General features: G+C 71.8%; 19 protein-coding genes and 1 pseudogene. 9 read left to right on the top strand and 11 right to left on the bottom strand.

The window, feature by feature from the left end; translation table 11 throughout:
• Window positions 1-238: 238 nt before the first annotated feature.
• The 6 genes from CP978_RS08315 (at window position 239) to CP978_RS08290 (ending at window position 9,507) form a co-directional block, all read left to right on the top strand.
• Window positions 239-1,021: a DUF1684 domain-containing protein gene (locus CP978_RS08315; protein WP_043438964.1), complete on the top strand. Its 783-nt coding sequence runs from the start codon at window positions 239-241 to the stop codon at window positions 1,019-1,021.
• Window positions 1,022-1,257: 236 nt separating this feature from the next.
• Window positions 1,258-2,163 carry a S1 family peptidase gene (locus tag CP978_RS08310; protein ID WP_043438962.1) on the top strand — a complete coding sequence of 302 codons (906 nt, stop codon included), beginning with the start codon at window positions 1,258-1,260 and terminating at the stop codon, window positions 2,161-2,163.
• A 397-nt stretch (window positions 2,164-2,560) separates the two neighbouring features.
• Window positions 2,561-3,637: a S1 family peptidase gene (locus CP978_RS08305; protein WP_079162055.1), complete on the top strand. Its 1,077-nt coding sequence runs from the start codon at window positions 2,561-2,563 to the stop codon at window positions 3,635-3,637.
• Window positions 3,638-3,863: 226 nt separating this feature from the next.
• On the top strand, window positions 3,864-7,355 hold the full coding sequence (locus CP978_RS08300) for a DNA polymerase III subunit alpha (protein WP_043438957.1): 3,492 nt from the start codon (window positions 3,864-3,866) through the stop codon (window positions 7,353-7,355).
• Window positions 7,352-8,326 (top strand): DNA polymerase Y family protein, encoded by a 975-nt coding sequence (locus tag CP978_RS08295; RefSeq protein WP_043438954.1) that lies wholly within the window; start codon window positions 7,352-7,354, stop codon window positions 8,324-8,326. The genes CP978_RS08300 and CP978_RS08295 overlap by 4 nt, the downstream gene beginning before the upstream one ends.
• A 323-nt stretch (window positions 8,327-8,649) precedes the next feature.
• A complete protein-coding gene (locus tag CP978_RS08290; protein ID WP_043438953.1) occupies window positions 8,650-9,507 on the top strand; it encodes an esterase/lipase family protein in 858 nt (285 codons plus the stop codon).
• A gap of 345 nt (window positions 9,508-9,852) precedes the next feature.
• On the opposite strand, the gene CP978_RS34795 is transcribed toward CP978_RS08290, so the two are convergent.
• Window positions 9,853-9,990 (bottom strand): hypothetical protein, encoded by a 138-nt coding sequence (locus CP978_RS34795; RefSeq protein WP_167748006.1) that lies wholly within the window; start codon window positions 9,988-9,990, stop codon window positions 9,853-9,855.
• Window positions 9,991-10,162: 172 nt separating this feature from the next.
• Here CP978_RS34795 and CP978_RS08285 point away from each other — a divergent pair.
• A pseudogene (locus CP978_RS08285) lies at window positions 10,163-10,790 on the top strand (class I SAM-dependent methyltransferase).
• A gap of 10 nt (window positions 10,791-10,800) precedes the next feature.
• Here the strand turns inward: CP978_RS08285 and CP978_RS08280 are convergent.
• A complete protein-coding gene (locus CP978_RS08280; protein ID WP_043438952.1) occupies window positions 10,801-11,301 on the bottom strand; it encodes a ribonuclease FAU-1 family protein in 501 nt (166 codons plus the stop codon).
• Window positions 11,282-12,211, bottom strand: coding sequence for a GNAT family N-acetyltransferase (locus CP978_RS08275; RefSeq protein WP_043448284.1), 930 nt, complete (start codon window positions 12,209-12,211; stop codon window positions 11,282-11,284). Before CP978_RS08275 ends, CP978_RS08280 begins: the two co-directional genes overlap by 20 nt.
• Before the next feature lie 71 nt (window positions 12,212-12,282).
• On the opposite strand from CP978_RS08275, the gene CP978_RS08270 reads away from it, so the two are divergent.
• Window positions 12,283-12,651 carry a GntR family transcriptional regulator gene (locus CP978_RS08270; protein WP_043438951.1) on the top strand — a complete coding sequence of 123 codons (369 nt, stop codon included), beginning with the start codon at window positions 12,283-12,285 and terminating at the stop codon, window positions 12,649-12,651.
• Between the two features lie 21 nt (window positions 12,652-12,672).
• Here CP978_RS08270 and CP978_RS08265 read toward each other — a convergent pair whose 3' ends face one another.
• Window positions 12,673-13,464 (bottom strand): DUF72 domain-containing protein, encoded by a 792-nt coding sequence (locus CP978_RS08265; RefSeq protein ID WP_043438949.1) that lies wholly within the window; start codon window positions 13,462-13,464, stop codon window positions 12,673-12,675.
• 34 nt (window positions 13,465-13,498) lie between these two features.
• Window positions 13,499-14,593, bottom strand: coding sequence for a DUF5925 domain-containing protein (locus tag CP978_RS08260; RefSeq protein ID WP_043438948.1), 1,095 nt, complete (start codon window positions 14,591-14,593; stop codon window positions 13,499-13,501).
• A gap of 166 nt (window positions 14,594-14,759) precedes the next feature.
• On the opposite strand from CP978_RS08260, the gene CP978_RS08255 reads away from it, so the two are divergent.
• Complete coding sequence (locus tag CP978_RS08255) at window positions 14,760-16,181, top strand: GH39 family glycosyl hydrolase (protein WP_043448282.1); 1,422 nt, start codon at window positions 14,760-14,762, stop codon at window positions 16,179-16,181.
• Window positions 16,182-16,223: 42 nt separating this feature from the next.
• Here CP978_RS08255 and CP978_RS08250 read toward each other — a convergent pair whose 3' ends face one another.
• The 6 genes from CP978_RS08250 to CP978_RS08225 all read right to left on the bottom strand — a co-directional run bounded on the left by CP978_RS08250 (window position 16,224) and on the right by CP978_RS08225 (window position 24,329).
• A complete protein-coding gene (locus CP978_RS08250; RefSeq protein WP_043438947.1) occupies window positions 16,224-19,844 on the bottom strand; it encodes a lipopolysaccharide biosynthesis protein in 3,621 nt (1,206 codons plus the stop codon).
• The gene (locus tag CP978_RS08245; protein ID WP_043438944.1) at window positions 19,837-20,637 is read right to left on the bottom strand and encodes a polysaccharide deacetylase family protein; all 801 of its coding nucleotides are present in this window, start codon (window positions 20,635-20,637) and stop codon (window positions 19,837-19,839) included. Before CP978_RS08245 ends, CP978_RS08250 begins: the two co-directional genes overlap by 8 nt.
• On the bottom strand, window positions 20,634-21,629 hold the full coding sequence (locus CP978_RS08240; RefSeq protein ID WP_043438941.1) for a glycosyltransferase family 2 protein: 996 nt from the start codon (window positions 21,627-21,629) through the stop codon (window positions 20,634-20,636). Before CP978_RS08240 ends, CP978_RS08245 begins: the two co-directional genes overlap by 4 nt.
• Window positions 21,626-22,444 carry a glycosyltransferase family 2 protein gene (locus CP978_RS08235; protein ID WP_043438939.1) on the bottom strand — a complete coding sequence of 273 codons (819 nt, stop codon included), beginning with the start codon at window positions 22,442-22,444 and terminating at the stop codon, window positions 21,626-21,628. The genes CP978_RS08240 and CP978_RS08235 overlap by 4 nt, the downstream gene beginning before the upstream one ends.
• Before the next feature lie 366 nt (window positions 22,445-22,810).
• On the bottom strand, window positions 22,811-23,905 hold the full coding sequence (locus CP978_RS08230; RefSeq protein ID WP_043438937.1) for a GNAT family N-acetyltransferase: 1,095 nt from the start codon (window positions 23,903-23,905) through the stop codon (window positions 22,811-22,813).
• A gap of 4 nt (window positions 23,906-23,909) precedes the next feature.
• The gene (locus tag CP978_RS08225; RefSeq protein ID WP_043438934.1) at window positions 23,910-24,329 is read right to left on the bottom strand and encodes a hypothetical protein; all 420 of its coding nucleotides are present in this window, start codon (window positions 24,327-24,329) and stop codon (window positions 23,910-23,912) included.
• Between the last annotated feature and the right edge of the window lie 157 nt (window positions 24,330-24,486).

The raw sequence follows: 24,486 nt of genomic DNA, 5'->3' as shown, positions 1-24,486 counted from the left end.
GCATACGACTGCTGACTGTGAGTGAAATATTATGTTCGGCGGCGTTCGAGTGGCGGGTCGTGCGTACGGGTGAACGAAGGGGCAGTTGTGACGCCGCAGCTCAACGCCGGCACCGGACGGACCATGGCCCGTAGTCCCGCCCTCTTTTGACAGGGGTTCAGGCCGGGTGGCGGAACACAGGAGAACCGCGGTGTCTCGGCGCATCGGGCCGGCGGATCCCTGTGGAAGGGTTGCGTCCATGACGACGGACGCATCCGACAAGTGGAAGCAGTGGCACGAGCACCGCACCGCACGGGTGTCGGAGCCCTATGGACCGCTCGCGCTCACCGGCACCTACTGGCTGGAGGATTATCCGGAGGGGCGAATTCCAGCCATCCCCGGGCGTTGGGTGGCCGAGGAGGACGCGGTGATGCTGACGGCCGGCCGGGACGACGGTCTGACCGTCGACGACAAGCCCTTCACCGGTGAGATCCGGCTGGGCGCCGACCCGGGACCGGTGGCCGAGGCCCGGGTCTCGGCCGGTGAGCGCCGCCTGGTCGTCCTGGTGCGCGAGGGCGTCTGGGGTGTACGCGACTACGATCCCGGGGCTCCGGCGCGCCGGGCCTTCCAGGGCATCGACGCCACGCCCCACGATCCGCGCTGGTCGGTCGAGGGGCACTTCACCCCGTACGGGGAGGGCCGCACCGTACGCGTCGAGAACGCCGACGGACGCCACCGCGGGCTGGGCCTCGGCGGGGTGCTCGCCTTCACGCTCGACGGGCAGGACCTCACGCTCCAGGTGTCGGTCGAGGGCGACGGCTCGCTGTGGGCCGTCTTCGCCGACGCCACCAGCGGGAACGGCAGTTATCGCTTCCGGTTCCTGAGGCCTCCGGCACCCGACGCGGAGGGGCGCACCACGGTGGACTTCAACCGGGCGCTGCTTCCCCCGTGCGCCTTCGCGGACCACTTCGTCTGCCCCCTCCCGCCGCCCGGCAACACCCTGGGTCCTGCGATCGAGGCGGGGGAGCGCGTCCTGCGGTAGGCGGTCGCCGTCCTCGCCGTGGTGAGGGCCCGTCAGGTCCACCGGGAGGGTCCGTGGGGTGAGAGTCGTCGCGCGGCTGAAAGACGCCCTTGTGTCGATCGGTCGTGCAGCCGAATACTCCCCCAGAGCGATTGTCAGGGACACGGCATATCCGAAAAACGGACAGCTCCCCCTGGCTGCGCCTCACGGGCCCCAACCCCACGCGGGCCCCCGACTTCCCTTGGAGGGAACGAAAAGTGAGGATCAAGCGCACCACCCCCACCGGCGGCATCGCGAAGCGCACCCGGCTGATCGCCGTGGTCACCGGATTCGTGGCCGCTGCTGCGTTCGCCGCCCCCACCGCGAGCGCGAGCGCGAGTGATGCACGGACCTTCAGCACCAACCAGCTCACCGGCGTCAGCACCTCGGTGCTCAAGTCGGATGTCGCGGGCACCGCCTGGGCCGTCGACCCCGAGACCAACCGTGTCGTCGTCACCGTCGACAGCACGGTCTCCGAGTCCGAGATCGCGAAGATCAAGCAGCAGGCCGGCGGCAACGCCGACGCCATCACCATCAAGCACACCCCGGGCACGTTCAACAAGCTGATCTCCGGCGGCGACGCCATCTACGGCGGCGGGTACCGCTGCTCGCTCGGCTTCAACGTGCACAGCGGGAGCACCTACTACTTCCTGACCGCCGGCCACTGCGCCGAGGTCGCCTCCACCTGGTACTCCGACTCCGGCCAGAGCACGGTGCTGGGCAAGAACGCCGGCTACACCTTCCCGGGCAACGACTACGCGCTGGTGCAGTACACCAACTCGTCGGTCGCGCACCCGAGCACGGTCGGCAGCCAGACCATCACCAGCGCGGCCACCCCGAGCGTCGGTACGACCGTCACCCGGCGCGGCTCCACCACCGGCACCCACAGCGGCAAGGTCACCGCGCTGAACGCCACCGTCAACTACGGCGGCGGTGACATCGTCTCCGGCCTCATCCAGACCACGGTCTGCGCCGAGGGCGGCGACAGCGGCGGTCCCCTCTACTCCGGAACCGTGGCCTACGGTCTGACCTCCGGCGGCAGCGGCAACTGCACCTCCGGCGGCACGACCTTCTTCCAGCCGGTGACCGCGGCCCTCAGCCGCTACGGCGTGAGCATCGGCTGACCCGACCGGGATCCGCAGTACGGCTCAACGGTGAACGGGCCCCCGCGCGAGATGACGCGCGGGGGCCCGCCCTTGTGCACGAACCCCGCCGCCGTCCCGCCCCACCCGGTCGAGCGGCTGCGGTTCCGGGGGTGAATTCCAGCCAGAGCCAGGGCTCGTGGGGCGGCGCCGGTCGCCCGCCCCTGGTGTTTGCATGTGAATGTTGCGTGAACGCTCCCCCGCCGATCTCCACGCGCAGGCCCATACGCAGGGAGAGTCCGCCGATTGACGTACGCACGTCCGGAGTTCGACCTTGTGTGCCCCCGGGGGCATCGGAATAGTGGGCGCCGTTCAACCGCCTTCCGGCTCGTCGGGCCCCCACTGCCTGCCGGGCCGATCCCCCACAGGAGGACGTCAGTTGAAGCATCGACGCATACCCGGACGCCGTGCGGCCGTGGCGGGAGCGGGCGTCGCCGCCCTGCTCGTCGCGGGATTCACCTTCCAGAATGCGAACGCCAGTGAACCCGCCAAGGCCCCCGAGGCCCGGACCCTTTCGTCCGCGGCGGCCGGAAAGCTCGCCTCGACGCTCATGCGGGACCTCGGCGCCGACGCCGCGGGCACGTACTACGACGCCACGACCAAGAACCTCGTGGTGAACGTGCTCGACCCGAGCGCCGCCGAAACCGTCGAGCGGGCGGGCGCCAAGGCGAGAGTCGTCCGGAACTCCCTCGCCGAACTGACCGGCGCCCGCACCACGCTGGAGAAGGACGCGGCCATCCCCGGCACCTCGTGGGCGACGGACCCCGTGACCAACAAGGTCGTCGTCACCGCCGACAGCACGGTCTCCGGAGCCGAGTGGAACAAGCTGAGCAAGGTCGTCGACGGGCTCGGCGAGAAGGCCGAACTCAAGCGGTCCGAGGGGGAGTTCAAGCCCTTCGTCGCGGGCGGTGACGCGATCACCGGCTCCGGCGGCCGCTGCTCGCTCGGCTTCAACGTGGTCAAGGGCGGCCAGCCGTACTTCCTCACCGCGGGCCACTGCACGGAGGCGATCTCCACCTGGTCGGCCGGTGGCACGGTGATCGGCCAGAACGAGCAGTCCAGCTTCCCGGGCAACGACTTCGGTCTGGTCCGGTACACCGCGAGCGTCGACCACCCGAGCGTGGTGAACCTCTACAACGGCTCGACGCAGACGATCACCCGGGCGGGCGACGCCACCGTCGGCGAGAGGGTGACCCGCAGCGGCTCGACGAGCCAGGTGCACAGCGGCACGGTCACCGGTCTGAACGCCACCGTGAACTACGCCGAGGGCACGGTCAGCGGTCTGATCCAGACCGATGTGTGCGCCGAGCCCGGTGACAGCGGCGGTTCCCTGTTCGACGGCGACACCGCGATCGGTCTCACCTCCGGTGGCAGCGGCGACTGCACCTCGGGCGGTGTGACCTTCTTCCAGCCGGTCACCGAGGCGCTCTCAGCGACCGGCACCCAGATCGGCTGATCCAGGCCCTTCTGCTCGCGGTCCGCGAAAGCCCCGACCTCACGAGGCCGGGGCTTTTCGCTGTGGCCGCCCCGGGCCCTCGCGCTCCGGGCGCCGGACGTTTGCGCAGGTGGGAACCGCTCGAACGGATCTCGCACAGACGTTCGGAAATTGGTTTATGGTGGGGGTGGGAGAGATGGGAACGGATGTTCGAGAGCGGTGATGCTCGCGAGTGCGGGAGGTGCGGATGCCGGACTTCACGCATCTGCATACCGCCTCCGGGTTCTCCCTGCGCTACGGCGCCTCGCACCCGGAGCGGCTGGCGGAGCGCGCCGGTGAGCAGGGCCTGGACGCCCTCGCGCTCACCGACCGGGACACCGTCGCGGGCGCGGTCCGGTTCACCAGGGCCTGCGCGGCGGCGGGCGTCCGGCCGCTGTTCGGGGCGGAGCTCGCGGTGGTGGGCGCCGAACCGGTACGGCGGGAGCGGCGCCGTACCCCCGTGCGCGGGGGTGCCTTCATCGACGAGTCGACTCCCCGGGTGACCTTCCTCGCCCGGGACGGCGCCCGCGGCTGGGCCGATCTGTGCCGGCTCGTCACCGCCGCCCACACGGCGGCGGGCGCCCCGCTGCTGTCCTGGGCCGACAACCACGCCGACGGGCTGACCGTCCTGCTCGGCCCCGACTCCGATGTGGGCCGGGCCCTCGCCGCGGGGCGGCCGGACCGTGCGGCGCGGCTGCTCGCCTCCTGGCGCGAGGTCTACGGTGACGCCCTGCGCCTGGAGACCGTCTGGCACGGCCGCACGGGCACCGGCCCCGGTTCGCTGCGGCTGGCCGCCCGCACCCTCGGCTTCGCCGCAGAGCAGGGCGTACGGCCGGTGCTCAGCAACGCCGTGCGCTACGCCGACCCGGGCCTCGGTCCGGTCGCCGACGTCCTGGACGCCGCCCGGCGCCTGGTGCCGATCGACCCCGCCAAGGAACTGGACTCCACCGAGGCCTGGCTCAAGGACGCGGACGCCATGCTCACGATCGCCGAGCGGGTCGTCGAGGCCGCGGGCTACCGCCGGGACACCGCCCACCGGCTGCTGGAGCAGACCCGGGACACCGCCGCCGAGTGCCTGGTCGACCCCGAGGACGACCTCGGCATCGGCACGGTCCACTTCCCCGAGCCGCATCTCGTCGGCGCCGGCCGCCGCACCGCCCTGCGCACGCTCGCCTCCCGGGCCGCGGCGGGCATGATGCTGCGCGGCTACGACACCCGGCGCGCCTACTGGGAGCGGATGCACGAGGAACTGGACATCATCGCCCACCACGGCTTCGCGTCCTACTTCCTCACGGTCGCCCAAGTGGTCGACGACATACGGGGGATGGGCATCCGGGTCGCCGCACGGGGCTCCGGTGCCGGCTCCCTCGTCAACCACCTCCTGGGCATCGCACACGCCGACCCGGTCGCCCACGGCCTGCTGATGGAGCGCTTTCTGTCCAAACGCCGCCTGGCCCTGCCCGACATCGACATCGATGTGGAGTCCGCGCGCCGGCTCGAGGTCTACCGGGCGATCATCGGCCGCTTCGGCACCGAACGGGTCGCGACGGTCGCGATGCCGGAGACCTACCGCGTCCGCCATGCGATCCGCGATGTGGGCGCGGCCCTGTCCATGGATCCGGCCGACATCGACCGGATCGCCAAGTCCTTCCCGCACATCCGGGCCCGCGACGCCCGTGCGGCCCTGGACGAGCTGCCCGAGCTCAGGCCCCTGGCCGGGGAACGGGAGAGATACGGGAACTTCTGGGAGCTGGTCGAGGCCCTCGACGCCCTCCCGCGCGGAGTCGCCATGCACCCGTGCGGGGTGCTGCTCTCCGACGCCTCCCTGCTCTCCCGTACACCGGTCGTGCCGACCAGCGGCGAGGGCTTCCCCATGGCGCAGTTCGACAAGGACGACGTCGAGGAGCTGGGGCTGCTCAAGCTCGATGTGCTCGGGGTGCGGATGCAGTCCGCGATGGCGCACGCGGTCGCGGAGGTGGCACGGACGGCGGGGGAGCGGATCGACCTGGACTCCCTGGCGCCGGGCGACCCGGCGACCTACCGCCTCATCCGCTCCGCCGAGACGCTGGGCTGCTTCCAGATCGAGTCGCCGGGCCAGCGGGACCTGGTCGGGCGGCTCCAGCCGGCCGGCTTCCACGATCTCGTCGTCGACATCTCGCTGTTCCGGCCCGGACCGGTCGCGGCCGACATGGTGCGGCCGTTCATCGAGGCACGGCACGGACGGGCGCCGGTCCGCTTTCCGCACCCCGATCTGGAGGGGCCGCTGAAGGAGACGTACGGCGTCGTCGTCTTCCACGAGCAGATCATCCACATCCTGGACATCATGACCGGCTGCGGGCGCGGCGAGGCGGACCGGGTGCGGCGCGGGCTGTCCGACCCGGAGTCGCAGGGGCGGATCCGGTTCTGGTTCGCGCAACAGGCGGCGGCGCGCGGCTACGATGCAGAAACGATTCAGCGCACCTGGGAGATCATCGAGGCCTTCGGCTCCTACGGCTTCTGCAAGGCGCACGCGGTCGCCTTCGCCGTGCCCACCTATCAGTCGGCGTGGCTGAAGGCCCATCATCCGGCCGCCTTCTACGCGGGGTTGCTCACCCATGACCCCGGGATGTACCCGAAGCGGCTGCTGCTGGCGGACGCGCGGCGCCGGGGGGTGCCGATCCTGCCGCTGGACGTGAACAAGTCGGGGGCCACCCATCGGATCGAACTGGTGTCTGAGTCGGCGGGTTCCGCCGGTCGCTGGGGGCTCCGGCTCGCCCTGTGCGATGTGTACGGCATCAGCGCGGCCGAGGCCGGCCGGATCGAGGCCGGGCAGCCGTACGCTTCGCTGCTCGACTTCTGGGAACGGGCACGGCCGAGCCGGCCCCTGGCCGGGCGGCTCGCCCAGGTCGGCGCGCTGGACGCGTTCGGCGCCAACCGCCGCGATCTCCAGCTGCATCTGACCGAACTGCACCGGGGGGCCCGGGGCGCGGCCGGGGGACAGCTCCCTCCTCCGCTGCTCGACCTGGGGGAGGTGCCCCGGGCCGGAGAACGCAGGACGGGCCCGGCCGGACTGCCCGACCTCACCGAGGCGGAGCGGCTCAGCGCCGAACTGGGTGTGCTCTCCATGGACGTCTCCCACAACCTGATGGACGACCACCGCGCCTTCCTCGACGAGCTGGGCGCGGTGCCGGCACGCCGGCTGCGCGAGGCGCGGCACGGTGAGACGGTGCTGGTCGCGGGCGCCAAGGTGGCCACCCAGACCCCACCGATCCGCTCCGGCAAGCGGGTCATCTTCACCACCCTCGACGACGGCACGGGCCTGGTCGACCTCGCCTTCTTCGACGACTCCCACGACGCCTGCGCCCACACCGTCTTCCACTCCTGGCTGCTGCTGGTGCGCGGGGTGGTGCAGCGGCGCGGCCCGCGCAGCCTCAGCGTGGTGGGTGCCGCCGCCTGGAACCTCGCCGAACTGGCCGGACTGCGCGCCGAGGGCGGCCTCGAGGAGGTGGCGGCACGGCTGGCGGAGCCCGGGACACGGCAGCCGGACGGCGAGAACGGCGACGGCGGCGACGACGGCGACGGCGGCGACGCGGCGAACGGCCGGCGCATCCGGATGCCCACGGGGTACGAGATGAACCCCTGGGCCGATCTGCGCCCCGCGGGCGACGGTCCGGCCGCTGGACGGAAGCTGTGGCACCAGAGCCCGGGGAGTGCGGGATGACCATCCTCTGCGTATGTTTCCAGCTGCCCGCGACGGACGAGGCGGCCCTGCCGGCACTGCTCGGGCTCCTGAAGGAGTTCACCCCCGTCGTCCAGGCGCTGCCGCCCGACGGGGCACTGGCCGATCTGCGGGGCGCCGTACGGTACTTCGGACGGGACGCCGTCGAACTGGCCGCACTGATCCGGGTACGGGCCCTGGCCCATCACGGGGTCGACTGCGCGATCGGCGCCGGGCCCGGACCGATGCTGGCCCGTATGGCGCTGCGGCAGGCGGCGCCCGGCGCGGTCCGGGTGGTGCCCGAGGACCCGGACGCCGTCCGGGAGTTCCTGTCCGGTCTGCCGGTCCGGGCGCTGCCCGGGGTCGGCGGGGTCACCGCCCGCACCCTGTGCGAGTACGGGCTCGACACCGTCGGCAAGGTCGCCGTCGCGCCCCCGTCGACGGTGCAGCGGCTGGTCGGGGCCCGGGCCGGCCGTGAACTGCGCGAGCGGGCGAACGGCATCGACCGCGGCCGGGTGGTGCCGAACGCCGCCTCGAACTCCCTGGCCGCCGAACGGTCCTTCCCCCGCGACGAGCTGGACCCCGGACGGCACCGGCGCGCCCTGCTGTCGGCCGCCGAGGAACTGGGCGTCCGGCTGCGCGCCCGGAACCAGGTGTGCCGCACGCTCACCCTCACCGTGCGCTACGCCGACCGCTCCTCGACGACCCGCAGCCGCACCCTCGCCGAGCCGACCGCGCACTCGGCGGCGCTCACCGCCGAGGCGTACCGCGGCTATGAGGCGCTCGGACTGCAGCGGGCCCGGGTGCGGGTGCTCGCCCTGCGCGCCGAGGGGCTGGGCTCCGCCGAGCACGCGGCCCATCAGCTCACCTTCGATCCGGTGGACGAGAAGATCCGCCGGATCGAGGAGGTCGCGGACCGCGCCCGGGCGAAGTTCGGACCGCGAGCGGTGATGCCGGGGTCGCTGGCCGCGTAGCCCCTTGCGGGTCGGCGCGCCCACGGGGGAGCGGTCCGGGTGCCGTCGGCCGGCTCCGCCTCCAGTCCGAGGGAGGCGGTTCAGTCGCTGTGGATCGCGCCTTATGGGCCGGTCCGCCCTTCCTGGTGACGGTACGTCACCTTCGGGTGGGGCTTTATCAGGGTTCCCGGTCGGCTTCGGCCGGCACGGGAATTTTTTACTGACGCGTAACTTCCCAGCGGGCCCTACTCGTCCGTAACTTGACGGTTGAACAGCATCCTCGTGATCCGGATCACAGAGGCGCAAGCCCTCACGCCTCCCTCGAGCCGCAAGGAGATCACCCGATGCTGCCCTGGAAACGCCTGCTCAGGCCGCTGGTCGCGGCACTGCTGACGGCCGCGGTCGTCCTCGTCCCCGCCGCCACCGCCGAGGCCGCCGCGCCGAGCTCGGGGTGGAACGACTACTCCTGCAAACCGTCCTCCGCCCACCCCCGTCCCGTCGTCCTGGTCCATGGCACCCTGGCCAACTCCGTCGACAACTGGCTGACCTTCGCGCCCTACCTCCAGAGCCGTGGCTACTGCGTCTTCTCGCTCGACTACGGCCAACTGCCGGGCGTCCCGGTGTTCTACGGGCTCGGCCCCATCGCCACGTCCGCGGAGCAGCTCGGGACCTTCGTCGACAAGGTGATCGCCGCGACCGGTGCCCCCGAGGTCGACCTCGTCGGCCACTCGCAGGGCGGCATGATGCCCCGCTACTACCTCAAGTTCCTCGGTGGCGCCGCCAAGGTGAACTCCCTCGTCGGCATCGCGCCCGACAACCACGGCACCACCCTGAGCGGTCTCACCAACCTGCTGCCCTACTTCCCCGGCGCCCAGGACCTGATCTCCCGATCCACACCGGGGCTCGCCGACCAGGTGGCCGGATCGGCCTTCCTGGCCAAGCTCAACGAGGGCGGCGACACCGTGCCCGGCGTCCACTACACGGTCATCGCCACCAAGTACGACGAGGTGGTCACGCCGTACACGTCGCAGTTCCTGAGCGGATCCGACGTCCGTAACGTCCTGCTGCAGAACCTGTGCGCCGTGGACCTCTCCGAGCATGTGGTGATCGGGCTGTTCGACCGGATCGCCTTCCATGAGGTGGCCAACGCCCTGGACCCGGCGCACGCCACCCCGACCACCTGTGCCTCCGCGTTCAGCTGACCCCGGATCACCGCCGGGGGCCTCCGCAGCCGACCCCAGCCGCTGCGTGGGACGCCGGGGCCTGTCCGGCCTGAGCCGCCGGACAGGCCCCGGGGGATCCCTCGGCACAGCGCGGGACGGGGTCCCGCGGGCGGATCCCGTGGGGGCGATCAGCAAGCTAGCCCCAAGCGGGAGTGAAATCCCCTGACTCGGGTGGGCGGGGCAGATTCTTATGGTGCCGTTAAGGGAGCGCTGAGGCTGCGCTCAGGCAATCACCGTGCGCCCATGGCGCAGGTCCCCGCGAACGCGGGTGCGAACCCGGGCATGAATCCAGGCGGATATGCGAAGTGCCGTCATCGCCCGGGCTCAGGCGTTCGGCCACCACAGGCGGGCGATGTCCTTGCGCACCTCGGGGCGATCGACGGGGCGCTCGTCGGACTCGTCCCGCGACCGGCGGGAGAGGGCGGCCTTCTTCAGGGGCTTGTGCACGGTCATTCGGCGCATGGCTGCCTCCTTGTGCCTACCGGGTTTCGCGTTTGCGCGGAGATAGGCCCTTTTGGTGAGGGTTCCTCATCGATCCCGGTCTGTCTGTGGCGGCTGTCACGAATCGGTTGTCAGTGGCGGCTGTCACCCTGGTGACATGACCAGGAATGTGACCAGGTACATGACCAGGAACATGGCCAGGAACCGGGCGGCCGAAACCTCGACGGGCGGGGGCGGGGGTGTCGACTGGGAGGCCGCGGCCGCCGCCTTCGACGACGAGCCGGACCACGGGCTGCGCGACCGGGGCAGTGCGTGCGGCCTGGGCCGGCCGGCTGGAGCGATGGCTGCCGCCGGAGCCCGGTGACGTCCTGGACCTGGGCTGCGGCACGGGCAGCCTGTCACTCCTCGCGTCCGAGCAGGGGCATCGGGTGACGGGCGTGGACCTGTCCCCCGCCATGCTCGACCGGGCCCGCGCCAAGCTCGCCGGCCGGGAGGCCGTGTTCCGGGTGGGTGACGCGGCGGCGCCGCCGGTCGGCGGGCAGCTCTTCGACGCCGTCCTCGTCCGCCATGTGCTGTGGACCCTGCCGGAGCCGGACCGGGTGCTGCGGCACTGGCGGGGGCTGCTGCGGCCGGAGGGGCGCCTGGTGCTGGTCGAGGGGGTGTGGGGGACGGCGAGCCCGATCGGCATCCCCGCCGACCGGCTGACCGCCCTGCTCGCCCCCCTCGCCCGGCAGGTCCACGTCGAACGTCTGTCGGACGACGCCCGGCTGTGGGGGAAGAAGGTCGACGACGAGCGGTATGCGGTGGTGGCCGTGCCCTGACCGGCCGGGATCAGTCCAGCAGCGCCCCGAAACCGCCCTCACGGGCGAGGAGTTCCAGGGAATCCAGGGCCCGTACGGCGGCCGTGGCGGCCTCGGGGTCACTCGCCCCGAGCCCGCTCGCCGCGAACTCGTCCTCGTCGAGGCGGAGCACGGTCGCGCCGTCCGCCGAACGCCACAGGTCCAGGTCGAGGTCCTCCACGACCAGTTCGCCGTCGGAGACCTCGGCCGGTCGGGTGATGTCGCAGTACCAGCCCTTCAGGACGCCCCGCCCGTCGCGGACCTCCTTGACCGCGTACCAGCGGTCGCGCCAGTAGTACTCGGTGAAGACATCACCGGGCTCGAACCGTACGAAGCCGAAGTCCCGGACGCCCTCGCCCGCCCAGAGCGCGCGTACGGCGATCCGGGTGCCGTCGTCATGGAGCAGTTCGGCGGGATAACGGATCTTCGTACGACCCGCCTTGACCAGGACGACCTCCCACCGGGCCGCGGTGTCAGCCGAGTTCGCGGACATACCGCACCTCCGTCTCGCAGACCTCGTAGCCGAACCACTTGTTGATCGCGATCATCGGGTCGTTGCCGGTGTCGTTGCCCGTGAACGCCTCCGTGCACCCGGCGGCGCGGGCCCGGTGCAGGGAGTCGTTCTTGGCCAGCTTGGCGAGACCGCGGCCCCGGTGGGCGCGGGCGGTCCCGGTCATCGCGGAGCCGTAGCGGGTGGCGCCGTCGGTGCGGGCCGCGCTGAAGGCGGCGGGGCGGCCGTCGACCAGCGCCACCGAGGTCAGCTCGGGGCTGAACAGCGGGTGCCGCCAGGTCTCTGCCAGCCAGGCCTCGTAGTCGGTGAGTTCGGCGCCGATGTCGCCCGGCTCGTCGGACGTGACCTCCGCGTCCAGTTCGAACAGGGGGCGCGGATCGTCGGCGAAGTCCGCGCCCGTGCACAGCCGGACGCCCGACGGCGGGTCCTGGAGCGGCGGCAGGGTGCCCCCGGCCAGGTCCAGCCGGAGGAAGTGGGCGGAGCGGCTCGCGCGATAGCCGTGCCGCTCGGCGAAGGCGCGGTTGCCGGGCTCGTCCAGGACCCAGGCGAAGAGCGCGGTCGCGCCCACGGACACCAGATGCTCCTCGGCGGCCCGGACGAGCAGCGACCCGGCGCCGCGGCGCGTCCGCCCGGGGTGCACATACACATTGAGGTACCCCCGGCCGGGCTCCGGGCTCTCATGGGCGAGGCCCACCGCGGCCGTGCCCACGATCTCGCCGTCCTCCTCCGCCAGCAGCACCCGGTAGCGGGCGTCGGGGTGGACATGGGCGACGTCGTGGGCGATGGACTCCGGGGTGTACAGGACGAAGGGCAGGGCGAGCCGCCGGACCCGGGCGAAGCCCTCGGTGTCGGCCGGGACGTCGGGGCGGAGTTCGCGCACGATCACGGTCATGAGGGCGCACGGTACGCGGGGCGGGTGCACGGTGCCTCTCATTTTCCGGCGGGTGCGGGACAATCGGCCCCGTGACCTTGAAGATCCATATCGATGAGGGCGCACCGCCCTATGAGCAGGTGCGGGCGCAGATCTCCGAACAGGCCCGCTCGGGGGTGCTGCCGGTGGGATACCGGCTGCCCACCGTGCGCGGGCTGGCCGAGTCCCTCGGCCTCGCGGCGAACACGGTCGCCAAGGCCTACCGGGCGCTGGAGACGGACGGGGTGATCGAGACGCGCGGGCGCAACGGCACCTTTGTGGCGGCCGCCGGCTCGGCCGCCGAGCGCGAGGCGGCGAGTGCCGCGCAGGCCTACGCGGACCGGGCACACCGCCTCGGCCTCGGCGAGGAGGAGGCGCTGGCGGCGGTCCGGGACGCCCTGCGGGCTGCCTACGGGGACTGAGACCGGCCCGGGTGCTGCTGCTCAGCGCCGTGCCGTGCCCGCAGTCGCGGTCGGTAGACGGTGCGGTGTGCGGGAGACCGCCAGGCCCGCCGACCTCGCCAGGCGGGCGAACGCCATGGCGTCCAGGACCGCCGCCGCCTGCGGGTCGTTGTTGAAGTAGGCGTGGACGTCCCGGTCGTCGGGCCAGGCCGCCGCCAGGCGCCGCACCCAGGAGGCCAGCGACCGGCGGCCGTAGTGCGGCCAGGGCCGGGCGCGCCCCGCGTGGAAGCGGACATAGCCCCAGTCGGCGGTCCGCCACAGCGGGGTGACCGGGCGGGACAGCACATCGGCCCAGCACAGCGCCGCGCCCCGCGCCTCCAGCACCCCGCGCACCCGGGGCGTCCACCAGGAGTCGTGGCGCGGTTCCACCGCGACCCGGGTGCCGGAGGGGAAGCAGGCCAGGCAGTCGTCGAGGAGCGCCGGGTCGCAGCGCAGGGTGGGCGGAAGTTGGAGCAGCACGGGGCCGAGCCGGTCGCCGAGGCCCGCCGCATGGCTCATCAGCCGGTGCACCGGCTCCTCGGGGTCCTTCAGGCGTTTGATGTGCGTCAGATAGCGGCTCGCCTTCACCGCGACCACGAAGTCCCCCGGCACCCGCTCGCGCCAGCTCTCGAAGCTCTCCCGGGACGGCAGCCGGTAGAACGCGTTGTTGATCTCGACGGTGGCGAACCGTGCCGCGTACTCCTCCAGCCACAGCCGCATGGGCACCTCGGCCGGGTACAGGACGTCCCGCCAGTCCTTGTACTGCCACCCCGAGGTGCCGACGTACAGGGTCATACCCCCATCAAAGCACCCGGCCGGCTCCGGGCGGCTACAGATACAGCCCCGAGTCCGCGCCCGCCCGCTGGTCCGGCACCGAGGCCGGTGAGGTGCCCCGCCGCAGCGCGTACAGCTCCGCCAGGGTCGCCCCGTCGCGGCCCACGCCCTCCTCCTGGCCCAGCCAGCTCACGGCCTCGGGGCGGGTCAGCGGGCCGACCTCGATACGGGCCAGACAGCGGCCGGGGCGGACCACGGCCGGATGGAGACGCTCCAGGTCCTCATTGGTGGTGATGCCCACCAGAACGTTCCTGCCCTGGCCCAGCAGCCCGTCCGTCAGATTCAGCAGCCGGGACAGCGCCTGGCCCGCCGTGTGCTTGGCCTCCCCGCGGATCAGTTCGTCGCAGTCCTCCAGGAGCAGCAGCCGCCAGCGGCCCTTGCCCGTGCCGTCCTCCTCGCCGATCGCGATGTCCATGAGATAACCGACGTCGGAGAACAGCCGCTCGGGGTCGAGGACGCAGTCCACCTGGCACCAGTCCCGCCACGAACGGGCCAGGGTGCGCAGCGCCGAGGTCTTGCCGGTGCCCGGCGGACCGTGGAGCAGCAGCAGACGGCCCGCGATGTCCTCCGGTGTCGTCTTCATCAGGTGGTCCATGGCGTCCGCGACCGGCGCCGTGTAGTTGGGGCGGACCTCCTCCCAGGTGCCCGCCGCGATCCGCCGCGTCGTGCGGTACGGGCCACGCCTCGGCGACACGTACCAGAACCCCATCGTCACGTTCTCCGGCTGCGGTTCCGGCTCGTCGGTCGCGCCGTCGACCGCCTGGTTCAGCACCCGTTCGGCCAGCTCGGCGGTGGTCGCGGTGACCGTGACGTCCGCGCCGCGGTTCCAGCGGGAGACCAGCAGCGTCCAGCCGTCGCCCTCCGCGAGCGTCGCGCTGCGGTCGTCGTCGCGGGCCAGCCGCAGCACCCGGGCGCCCGGCGGCAGCAGGGTGGCCCCGGACCGTACGCGGTCGATGTTCGCCGCGTGCGAGTACGGCTGCTCGCCCGCCGCGAAGCGGCCGAGGAACAACGCGTCGACGACATCGGACGGCGAGTCGCTGTCGTCGACGGTGAGCCGGATCGGCAGAGCGTCGTATGGGTTCGCGGACATGCCGACATGATCTGTCACGGGGCCGTCCCATGCACCCGGTTTCCCGTGGTGCGCCGGGTGTGTCGGCTGTGCCCCGCCCTCCCGGTCCATCCGGTACGTCCCGTCATCGGGCTGTCGTACGACGGAATCTGTCCCGGGACGTCCACGGCCGTTAGGGTTGCCCCTGATGCGACGTCATGGGTGGGATCCGGGGGCACGGCGGTGGCGCCTCACCGCACTGCTCGGCGTGGGCGCGGCCGCTCTGGCCCTGGTGGTGACCCTGATCCAGCTAGTGCCCGGCAGTCCACCGAGCACCAGGGGCACCTCGCCCGACGGCGACAAGGTGCACGGCACACCGGCCACCCCGCCCCGCACGACACGACCGGACGTCGGCTGGGGCTTCACCCATACGCAGTACAGCGCCGACGAGGGCCCCGGCAGCGCCACCGGGCGGGTGGAGCGGCTGCTGTCCGGGACCGGGCTGCCGCAGAACCAGCACATCATGGGCTGGGGCGCGGGCAATCCGGAGCCGGTCGAGGGGCGTTACGACTTCGAGGAGATGGACCGCCGCATCGACTTCGTCCGGGCGTCCGGCGGGACCCCGGTGGTCACCCTGTGCTGCGCCCCGGACTGGATGAAGGGCGGCAGGGCGGGCGCCGGCACCACCGACTGGAGCCAGTCCTTCCTGGAGACCGCCCCGACCCGCGCCCACTACAAGGACTTCGCGGCCCTCGCCGCGACCGTCGCCCGGCGCTATCCGGATGTGCGCCACTTCATCGTCTGGAACGAGTTCAAGGGCTTCTGGAACAACTCCGAGGGCCGCTGGGACTACGAGGGCTACACCGAGCTGTACAACCTGGTCCACCGGGCGCTCAAACAGGTCGACCCGCAGATCAAGGTGGGCGGCCCCTATCTCGTCATGGACAGCCTCGGCCCGCGGCGGAAGGAGAACGCCTCCACGGCGTTGCGCGGCAGTTGGGGCGCCATGGACCAGCGGGTCCTGGACGCCTTCGACTACTGGAACACCCACAAGGCGGGCGCCGACTTCGTCGTGGTGGACGGCTCCAGCTACACCAAGGACGACGAACTGCTGCCCGACGAGTTCGCCGCCACCGACAAGCTGACCGCGGTGGGCGAGTGGGTCCGCCGGCGGACCGGTGATCTTCCGCTGTGGTGGGCCGAGTACTACGTCGAGCCCGCCGACGGCAATGACGACCGCAAGGACTGGAGCGAGAAGCACCGCGTCGCCGTGCAGGCCGCCGGGATGATCGCCATGGCCAAGGGCGGCGCCTCCTCCGGTTTCTACTGGAACCCCGAGAACAAGACGGGACCGGACTGCCCGGGCTGCCTGTGGACGCCGACCGACACCTCCGGCGGCGGCCGGGCGCTTCCCCTGTACGACCTGGTGTCCCGCTTCGCCCGGGAGTTCCCGCCGGGCACGACGTATGCGACGGTGCGGGTCGCCGAGGACGACGTCCCCAACGTCCGTGTCCTCGCCACCGGCAGGACCGTCCTCGTGGTGAACACCCTCGACCGGCCGATCAGCGCCCTGGTCGACGGCAGACGGTTCACCATGAAGGGGTACGAGGTGAAGTGGCTGCGGCGCTGAGCCGCGCCGCCGCCGCACCCCACCTCCTGCCCCGGTGGGGACTCAGCCGTTGCCCAGCGTCAGGAACCGTTGCACCAGCGAGGCCAGCAGCACCGCCATCAGCGGCAGGGAGAACCAGAGGCCGGACTGAAGCAACCGCAGCTGACGCACGCTCGGCCGCATCGCGACCCGCACCACCTCACGCGCCGTGAGCAACAGCACCAGGGCCACCGCGGAGAGCCCGCCGACGACCGACCACGGCGTCCAGGTCACCCGGGGGCCGATCGGCCCCGGATCAGGTCCGGCCACCCGTCCGGTGGGCTGCGCGCGCAGCGCATACAGCGTCACATCGTCGTTGACCAGGACCTTCTCCAGCTCCTGATGTTCGTCCAGATGCCTGATCAGCCGTGACTCCCAGGTCGCCGAGTAGCCGACGTCCATCCGGAGATAGGTCACCTGACTCGCATTGATCATCAGATACGAGTTCGGGCCCGCGTCCTGGAGCGAGGTGACCAGCCCCGACACCAGCACCGGATCGACGGGGGCGAGCGTCGGTACGTACTGGACCTTCTCCATGTCCCTGGCGCCCCACGGCATCGCCGGAGTGACGTTCTCGACGGGGTCGCTGCTCAGCCACAGCAGCTGTACGGTCGGGTCGTCATGGGCGTACACGAAGTCCATGGCGGCCACCTCGCCGGGGCGGATCCGCTCGAAGGGCTCATTGCCCCAGCGGGCCACCAGAAAGCCGCCCATCAGCAGCAGGCCCGCCAGCAGCGCCGCGAGCGGGGCGAGGCTCGTCCGGTCCTTGCCGCGCTCCTCCTCCGTCACCCCGGTACGGGGGAAGAGAGCGAGTCCGGCCAGCAGCGCCGCGCCCGGCAGGGCGAACATGAAGACCCGCAGGGCCATCTCACCGCCGTACGACTGCATGCCGAAGCCCAGGAACGGCACGAAGGTGAGCACGAGCAGCGACCGCTCGCGGTATCCGTGCTCGCGCCGCCGCCACCAGCCCCAGCAGGCCAGGCCCAGCACCGTGCCGGCGAGCAGCACCCGTGCGTAGAGCACCAGCTGGTGCGTGGAGTCGCCGCCCTGGATGCGGCCGGAGACGGAGGTCGACACATTGCTGCCGACGCCGCCGACCCCGCCGAAGAGCTCGTCGAAGTGCCCGGACCAGTACGGCTCGGCCATGAAACCGACCCAGAACGCGACCAGCACCGCGAACAGCAGCGGCAGCCCGCGCAGTTCGGAGCGGCCCACCAGCACGAGCACCGCGAGCACACCCAGCATCACGAACGGGGTGAGCTGATGGGCGGGCACGCTCGCCGCATACAGGCCGATCAGCACCAGCAGCAGCACGGCCCGCTGACCGCGCCCGGCCGGCTCCACCTCGGCCTCGCCGGGGCGCGCCTTCGTCCAGATGACATGGGGCGCCCGGAACCAGACCAGCAGGATCGCCACGAACACCAGATAGAAGAGATAAGTGAAGCCCTGCGGGGAGAAGTAGTCCTGGCCGACCCAGCTCCCGAGGACGAAGATCCATAGCCCGGTCCACTTGGCGCGCCAGCTCGCCCGCAGCGATCGCAGCAGCAGGAACATCGGTGCCAGATAGAGGAGTTGGATGGTCAGCGGCCACCAGCGGATGACCTCGGTGAGATCGGTGACCCCACAGGCCTTCGCCATGAACGCGGCCGCCGCGAAGAAGCCCGGCCAGCTCCAGCGGGCGTCCAGGTCGGGTACGGCCGACCCGGTGCGGTCGATGTAGTCCAGGAAGCCGAGGTGCTGCCAGGCCGTGGGGAACCGCGGTTCGGTCTCGATCACCGCGGGCAGCGCATGCAGGGAGACGACGGTGGCCAGCAGGGTGACCAGCAGCAGCCCCCGGGACTCCCGGACCCGCCCCAGCAGCGTCGCGAAGACCACGACCAGCAGTGCCGCCCCCGCCAGGGTCGGCAGCGGAAGCACCGAGATCAGGCCCAGTCCGCCCATCCGGGTGAGGGAGCCGTCGTCGAGCCTCAGCGCGGGCACCCAGTACAACAGCAGCGCGGTGGCCAGCAGACCGCCGAGCAGCAGCCCGACGCGCGTGGGCCGCAGCCGCTCCCGCAGGGAGGGTGCGGCGGAACACACCGCCTCTGCCGCGCCCGCCCCGGCCTGCTCCTCCGTGACGCTCTCCGCCTCCGCGCCCTCCATGCCGACCGCTGCCGCCGGGTTTCCCGTGCTCGGGCGGGTGCCGAGCGCGAGTGTCTCGGCGTCGGGCTTCCTCGCCCAGGACGGGCCGCTCCTCGGCGCCGGCACCTCGGCCGGCCCCAGGTCGGCGAGGTCCCCGTCCGGTGCGGTGTCCTCGGGCACGGCGTCCGCCGGGGCGGCGCGCATCACGGTGTACAGCCGGGGAGCGGCGATCGCCACGATCACCGCGAGGCTGGAGATCTCCGCGACCCCCGCTCCGGTCAGCCCCATGCGGGGGAGCAGCAGCAGGGTGAGTCCGAGCACCAGAACGCAGAGCAGACCCTGGAGATAGGCGAGTCCCGAGGTGCGGCTCTGCGCCCGCAGCACCGCGAAGTAGGTCTCCATGACCACCCTCAGCAGCGCGCCGACCGCGAACCAGCGCAGCAGCGGGGTCGCCGCGTCGGCGTATCCCTGGCCGAACACCCTCAGGATGAAGGGCGCGCCGACGAACAGCAGCCCGCTCACCGGCAGCATGATCCGGGCCATGCGTCGGAGCGCGGCCCGGGTGTTGGCGGCGAGCCGCGCCGGATCGTGGGAGCCCTCGACGGTGAGCGAGGCGCCCATGTTGATGGCGAGCAGATTGGTCGTGCCGCCGATGGTGGTGGTGATGTAGAAGTACGCGTTGTCCGCGGAGCCCACCTGCGCGGCCACGATCACCGGGACGAGATAGACCACGGCGAGCGAGAACAGCGAGCCGGTGTAGTCGCCGGCCAGGAACCGCCCGATCTCCTTGGGCGACGGGGGTCTGGCGCGGTCCTCGGTCGCCTTGACGTGCCGGGGCACCAGGCGCCGGAACACCAGCCAGCCGAGCGGTATCACGGAGGTGGCGATGGCCGCGACCCAGGAGACGAAGACACCGGTCGTCGGGATGGCCACGGCGAGCCCGATGAGCAGTGCCAGCTTCACCGCCGAGAACACCGTGTTGCCCACCGGCACCCACAGTGCGCTGCGCAGCCCGGTCAGCACCCCGTCCTGGAGGGTGAGCAGACTCCAGGCGACGACGGCCACGACGAACCCGAGCCCGTTGAGGGGCCCGTGCAGAAAGCGGTACGAGGGCCCCCAGACGTCCAGGGTCAGCAGGAAGACGCCCGCCGCGAGCGCCACCACCACCGAACTGCCCGCGTACGTACGGAAGATCAGCCGGCCGGTGGCCCGGCCCGCGACCGGGATGAAGCGGGCCAGGGCGCCGGTCAGCGTCACCGCGGTGAGCCCGGCGAGGAGCTTCATCGCGGCGATCGCGGCCGAGCCCTGGCCGACCGCGGAGTCGGAGTAGTACCGGGCGGCCACCAGCCAGTAGCCGAGGCCGAGCACCGCGGAGACACCGGTGTTCAGCATCAGCGCATAGGCGTTGCGGAACAGCTGGTTGCCGCCGCCCCCGCCGGTGGGCAGGCGCAGACGGCGGCGGGACCGCTCTGGTACCTCGGGTGCGGCCTGGTCGTCCTGGGCTGTGGTCGTCGTGTCAGACACGGGAACGGATGGCCTTCCCCCGGACCTGTCGTGCTCTTCGGACCATGGCGTACCCCTTGGTCAGGGCGCGGTCCCCGGCGAAGCGGAGAGCGATACCCCGGCCCCGGAGCAGCCGCTCGAACTCCTCGGCCCCGGTGCTGCGGCGCACGGTGACCCGCCGCAGCGCATAGGGGCCTTGCCGGCGGCGGGCGAGACCGTTGCCGACGGCGAGGGACTGGCGGTAGCCCGTCTCGCGCACCATGCGCCGCACCCGGCGGCTGGAGTAGCCGTACGGGTAGGCGAACGAGACCGGGAAGCCGCCCAGTTCATCGGCGATGATCTCCCGGCAGTGCACCAGCTCGGACCGGAGCGTCTCGTCGTCGAGCTGGTCCAGCTGCGGATGGGTGTGGCTGTGCCCGCCGATCTCGGCCCCCGCCTCCGCGAGGGCGCGGATCTGGTCCCAGTCGAGCATGGTGTCCAGGCCGCCCCCGGTGTCGTGGGCGCCCCGGATCCACCCCGTCGAGACGAACAGCGTGGAGACGAAACCGTGCCGGGCGAGCACCGGCAGGGCGTGCCGGTGCACCCCCTCGTAGCCGTCGTCGAAGGTGATCAGGACGGGCCGTTCGGGCAGCGGTGCGCCCTCCCGCCAACTGCGCGCCAGCTCGGCGGTGGTGACAGGAGTGCGGCCCGTCTCCACGATCCGCTCCATCTGCCGGGCGAAGGCCTCCGGGGCCACCGACAGGGCGCGCGTCGCCCGGCTGGGCTCCGCCGCGACCGAGTGGTACATGAGAATCGGCACGCGCTGGTCGCTCATGCGGCGTCCCCCTCGCCGTCCGGGATCCGTACCACGGAGAACGCCGTGCCGCCCCTGCGGGCCCGCACACTCCCGAGCACATACCCCCCGGCGGCCGTGAGCACTCCGGTGACGATCGCGCCCGCCCGGCCCGCCCCGCCGGGACGGGCCAGCACGGCGTCCCGCAGCCCCCGGACCACCCCGGCGGGCAGCACCCGGGTGGTGTAGCGGCGCTCCGACTCCAGGCCCTTGCCGGCGCCGACGCTGCGCGCCACCAGCGCTTTGGAGAGGCCCTCGGCGTAGGTGCGGGTGCGGAAGTAGGCGAACTGCTCGCGGGGTGCCGGCACCCGGTGGTGGATCACGGCGCGGTCGTCGATCAGCAGGATCGCGTCGGGCCTGGCCCGGGCGAGACGGATGCACAGTTCGGTCTCCTCGCAGCCCAGCGGACGCCGGTCGCCGTCGCGCCCGATGCCCGTGGCGAAGCCGCCCGCGGCCTCGAACGCCGCGCGGCGGAAGGAGGCGTTGCCGCCGAGCACATTGCGCACCCGGACCCGGCCGGGCGGCAGCCCCCGGTAGGTGCAGCCCACCACCCAGTCGAACTCCTCCGGGAACCAGGCCGGCCGGCGTCCCGACGCCCAGATCGGCATGGTCCGGCCGCCGACGGCCATGACACGGGGATCCTCGTACCCCTCGGCGAAGTGCCTCAGCCAGTCGCGCTCGGCCACGGCGTCGTCGTCGAGGAAGGCGATGACCTCGCCGCGGGAGGCGGCGACCCCGGTGTTGCGGCCCGCGGACAGACCGCGGGGGCCCGCGTTGGCGAGCACCCGGACGTCCCCGGCCTCCTTGTACTCCCCGGCCAGCCGTTCCCGCAGGATGTCGTTGTGGTCGACGACCAGCAGCGTCTCGCGCGCCGGCCGGGACTGCGCCCGCACCGAGGCGACCGCCGCGAGGATGTCCTCCCAGCGGTCCTCGGTGTAGACGCAGATCACCACGGAGATGTCCGGGTCTCTCAAGACAGCTCTCCCCGGACCGTGTCGAGCGCCACCGCCCGCGGACGCCGGCGCAGCGCACGCCGGTTGGAGCGCTCCTGGAGGATCACTCTCAGCACCCGGAACCCGTCGCGCACCGCCCGCAGATTGCTGGCGCCGTGGATGCGCAGATACTCGTGGCTGGGGATCTCCTGGACCTTGAGCCCGGCCTTGACCACCCGGATGTTCATCAGGGTCTCGACCTCGAAGCCGGTGCAGTCCAGATCGATCTTGTCCAGGCAGTGCCGCCAGAACGCGTTGTACCCGTAGCACAGATCGGTGTAGCGGGCGCCGAACTTGGCGTTGACGATCGCGCAGAGCACCCGGTTGCCCAGCTTGCGGATCGGTGTCATGTCGGAGGTCCCGCCGCCGTTGGCGAACCGCGAGCCCTTGGCGAAGTCCGCGCCGGACACCAGCGCGGAGACATAGCTGACGATCTCCTGGCCGTCCGCGGAGCCGTCCGCGTCGACCATCACGATGATGTCGCCGGTGCAGGCCGCGAAGCCGGTGATCAGGGCGTCGCCCTTGCCCTTGCCGCGCTGCCCGACGACCTTCACCCCGGGCCACATCGCACGCGCGACCTCCACGGTGTCATCCGTGGAGTTGCCGTCGACCAGGACCACTTCATGGATCCAGTCGGGAAGGGTCTTGAAGACATAGGGGAGGTTCTCCGCCTCGTTCATGGCGGGGATCACCACGCTCACCGGCGGTGCGATCGCCATATGGGAGGAGACGGGCCGGTACTTCCCCTGGGCGGAAGGATCTCGGTCGGAAGCCGCAGGGCGCAGAACAGAACTCATGGTCGTGTCCCTCTCGTCCGGTGGACCGTCCGCCCCTGGACGGTCCGGTGTCGTGTCCGGTTCGAAAGGGGGGTTCTCACCCGTGGCATGCCGACATCGAACTCTGTGCAGGCCGGGTGAGCTGGCATTGCTGACCGGCTGCCGGAAAACGGCAGCCGGTTGCGCGGCACGGCTCGAACGACCGTGGTCGCCGAGCTCGGCACCCCCCTACCGCGCCCCGCGCCGGCACCATCGCGGACCCTGAGCCCTCCCCCTGGAATCGCGTGATGATGGACCGATGCGGGTTGATGTATGACGGTATTGACGATTGAGTCGTTATGGCAAGGCCTGGAACGTGTCTCGCGTTTTTGTTGGTATGGCCGTAACTCAACGCCTCGAGCGGATTTTTCCCATCCGCTTGAGGATCCGGTCGGCCGGTTCGAAGAGCTCCGGCCGGGACAGCACCGCATTGCGCAGCGCCCGGACCGGGGCGCGGCGCGCCCGGTGCCCCAGCGCGACCGGGTGACGCCGGGTCACCCACCCCTCGGACACGAAGAGTTCCCGTGTCTTCAGGGAGTCCTTGTACTCCTTCTGGCCCCGCCCCAGATCCAGATAGGCGATGCCGTCGGCGGCGGCCGCCTCGGCCATCCGCAGATGCAGGACCAGCCCGGGCGAATATCTGGCGAACGCCGGGTCGTACGCCGGGAACCAGCAGGCCAGCACCCTCTCGGTGCGCAGTCCGAAGTGTGCGGCGACCGGGCGTCCGTCGGCGTAGAGCATCGACAGGACCCCCGCGAACGGCTGGGAACGGGTGTGGTGGAGCTGGTGCACCAGCTGGTTGATCCAGGGGTGTGCGAAGCGGTCGCTGCGCCCGGTTCTGCGGTACTGGGCGGACTTCCATCTCATCAGCGTGTGCAGGGCGGCGGGATCGCGCTCGTCGTGGACATAGCGCACCTCCCCGGCGTCCCGCCCGAGCCTGCGCTCCTTGGCCAGCGTCGTACGGGTGAACTTCGGCGACTGCCCGCGCAGTTGCCGAAGATAGGTGTCGTACCCCTGGTCGACGTCCATGACCGGGGACGGGAAGGTGCCGGAGGCGCCCGCCTCGAACGGCGCCTGGCCCTCCACCAGATGGTCGAACTCCCAGACGGCGAGCCCGCAGGCCCGCAGCAGGTCCTGTGCGTCCCAGGCGAAGCCCGGCCGGTGCACCAGGCCCTGGCAGTCCGACACGCCGAGTCCCACGGCCCGTCCCACGCCGGCGGCCGTTCGCTGGAACGGGAAGAACGCGGCCGGCTCCCCCTCCTCGCGCACCACCGCGATCCGTACGCCGCGTCTGGTCCGGCCCACGGCGAGCGCGAACTCGGGCGACAGGAACGGGTTCGCCAGCTCGGGTGAGCCGTTCAGATGGGCCTTGGACTGCAAAGCCGTCCATGCCGCCCGGTCGGCGGAGCTGAGTTCGCCGGGACGGTACACGCTGATGTCCACGTCTTCAGGCCTGTCTTCTCGCCGTACGGCGCCGTCGCCGTACCGGAACCAGCAGGAGAACGAGGGAACTGAGCACGGCCACGGCGACGATCCCGCCGCCCACCGACCAACGGTGCACCGCCAACATGCCCTGGGCGACCAGAAGATCGGCCGCGATCGCTCCCGCGACGGAGACCACCGTGCGGGCGAAGGGGTCCAGGCCCCGCAGGGCGGCTCCGAGGGCCGTGGCCGGCGCGGCGAGCAGGAAGAACAGCGTGAACGGGCCGCGCAGCGGTGAGTCGGCGTCGCTGAGCGCGAGGATCGCACCGACCCCCGCGACGGCGACGGCCGCACCGGCGAACAGGGGAAACAGGTCCCTCCCCGGATCCTGTCCCGACCGCCCGTCACCGCCTGATGAAGGTGGCTTGATACGTATGGTCTGCATGGGCGACTTTGCCCCCTGAAGCGCCGGATGCCGGGCTTCAATGTCGCGCAGCGGGCGGGGGGCCGTCAAGACGCGGAAGCGGGACGTATCGGTTCCGGGGGCGCTTCAAACCTGCGTTCCGGCGTGGGCGTGCGCCGGTGCGAGCCGCCGTCGGGAG

Origin of the sequence: Streptomyces nodosus (genome assembly GCF_008704995.1) — a bacterium.
GTDB classification, from domain to species: domain Bacteria; phylum Actinomycetota; class Actinomycetes; order Streptomycetales; family Streptomycetaceae; genus Streptomyces; species Streptomyces nodosus.
The sequence above is the reverse complement of the archived record's forward strand: the minus strand, read 5'-3'. Positions and strand labels throughout refer to the sequence as shown.

Coding starts and splice junctions, on each gene's coding strand:
- CP978_RS08295 (WP_043438954.1), top strand. CDS start 7,352: ATGACCATCCTCTGCGTATGTTTCCAGCTGCCCGCGACGGACGAGGCG.
- CP978_RS08275 (WP_043448284.1), bottom strand. CDS start 12,211: ATGACCGTGATCGTGCGCGAACTCCGCCCCGACGTCCCGGCCGACACC.
- CP978_RS08245 (WP_043438944.1), bottom strand. CDS start 20,637: ATGAGCGACCAGCGCGTGCCGATTCTCATGTACCACTCGGTCGCGGCG.
- CP978_RS08280 (WP_043438952.1), bottom strand. CDS start 11,301: ATGTCCGCGAACTCGGCTGACACCGCGGCCCGGTGGGAGGTCGTCCTG.
- CP978_RS08315 (WP_043438964.1), top strand. CDS start 239: ATGACGACGGACGCATCCGACAAGTGGAAGCAGTGGCACGAGCACCGC.
- CP978_RS08235 (WP_043438939.1), bottom strand. CDS start 22,444: ATGAGTTCTGTTCTGCGCCCTGCGGCTTCCGACCGAGATCCTTCCGCC.
- CP978_RS08265 (WP_043438949.1), bottom strand. CDS start 13,464: ATGACCCTGTACGTCGGCACCTCGGGGTGGCAGTACAAGGACTGGCGG.
- CP978_RS08290 (WP_043438953.1), top strand. CDS start 8,650: ATGCTGCCCTGGAAACGCCTGCTCAGGCCGCTGGTCGCGGCACTGCTG.
- CP978_RS08255 (WP_043448282.1), top strand. CDS start 14,760: ATGCGACGTCATGGGTGGGATCCGGGGGCACGGCGGTGGCGCCTCACC.
- CP978_RS34795 (WP_167748006.1), bottom strand. CDS start 9,990: ATGCGCCGAATGACCGTGCACAAGCCCCTGAAGAAGGCCGCCCTCTCC.
- CP978_RS08300 (WP_043438957.1), top strand. CDS start 3,864: ATGCCGGACTTCACGCATCTGCATACCGCCTCCGGGTTCTCCCTGCGC.
- CP978_RS08225 (WP_043438934.1), bottom strand. CDS start 24,329: ATGCAGACCATACGTATCAAGCCACCTTCATCAGGCGGTGACGGGCGG.
- CP978_RS08260 (WP_043438948.1), bottom strand. CDS start 14,593: ATGTCCGCGAACCCATACGACGCTCTGCCGATCCGGCTCACCGTCGAC.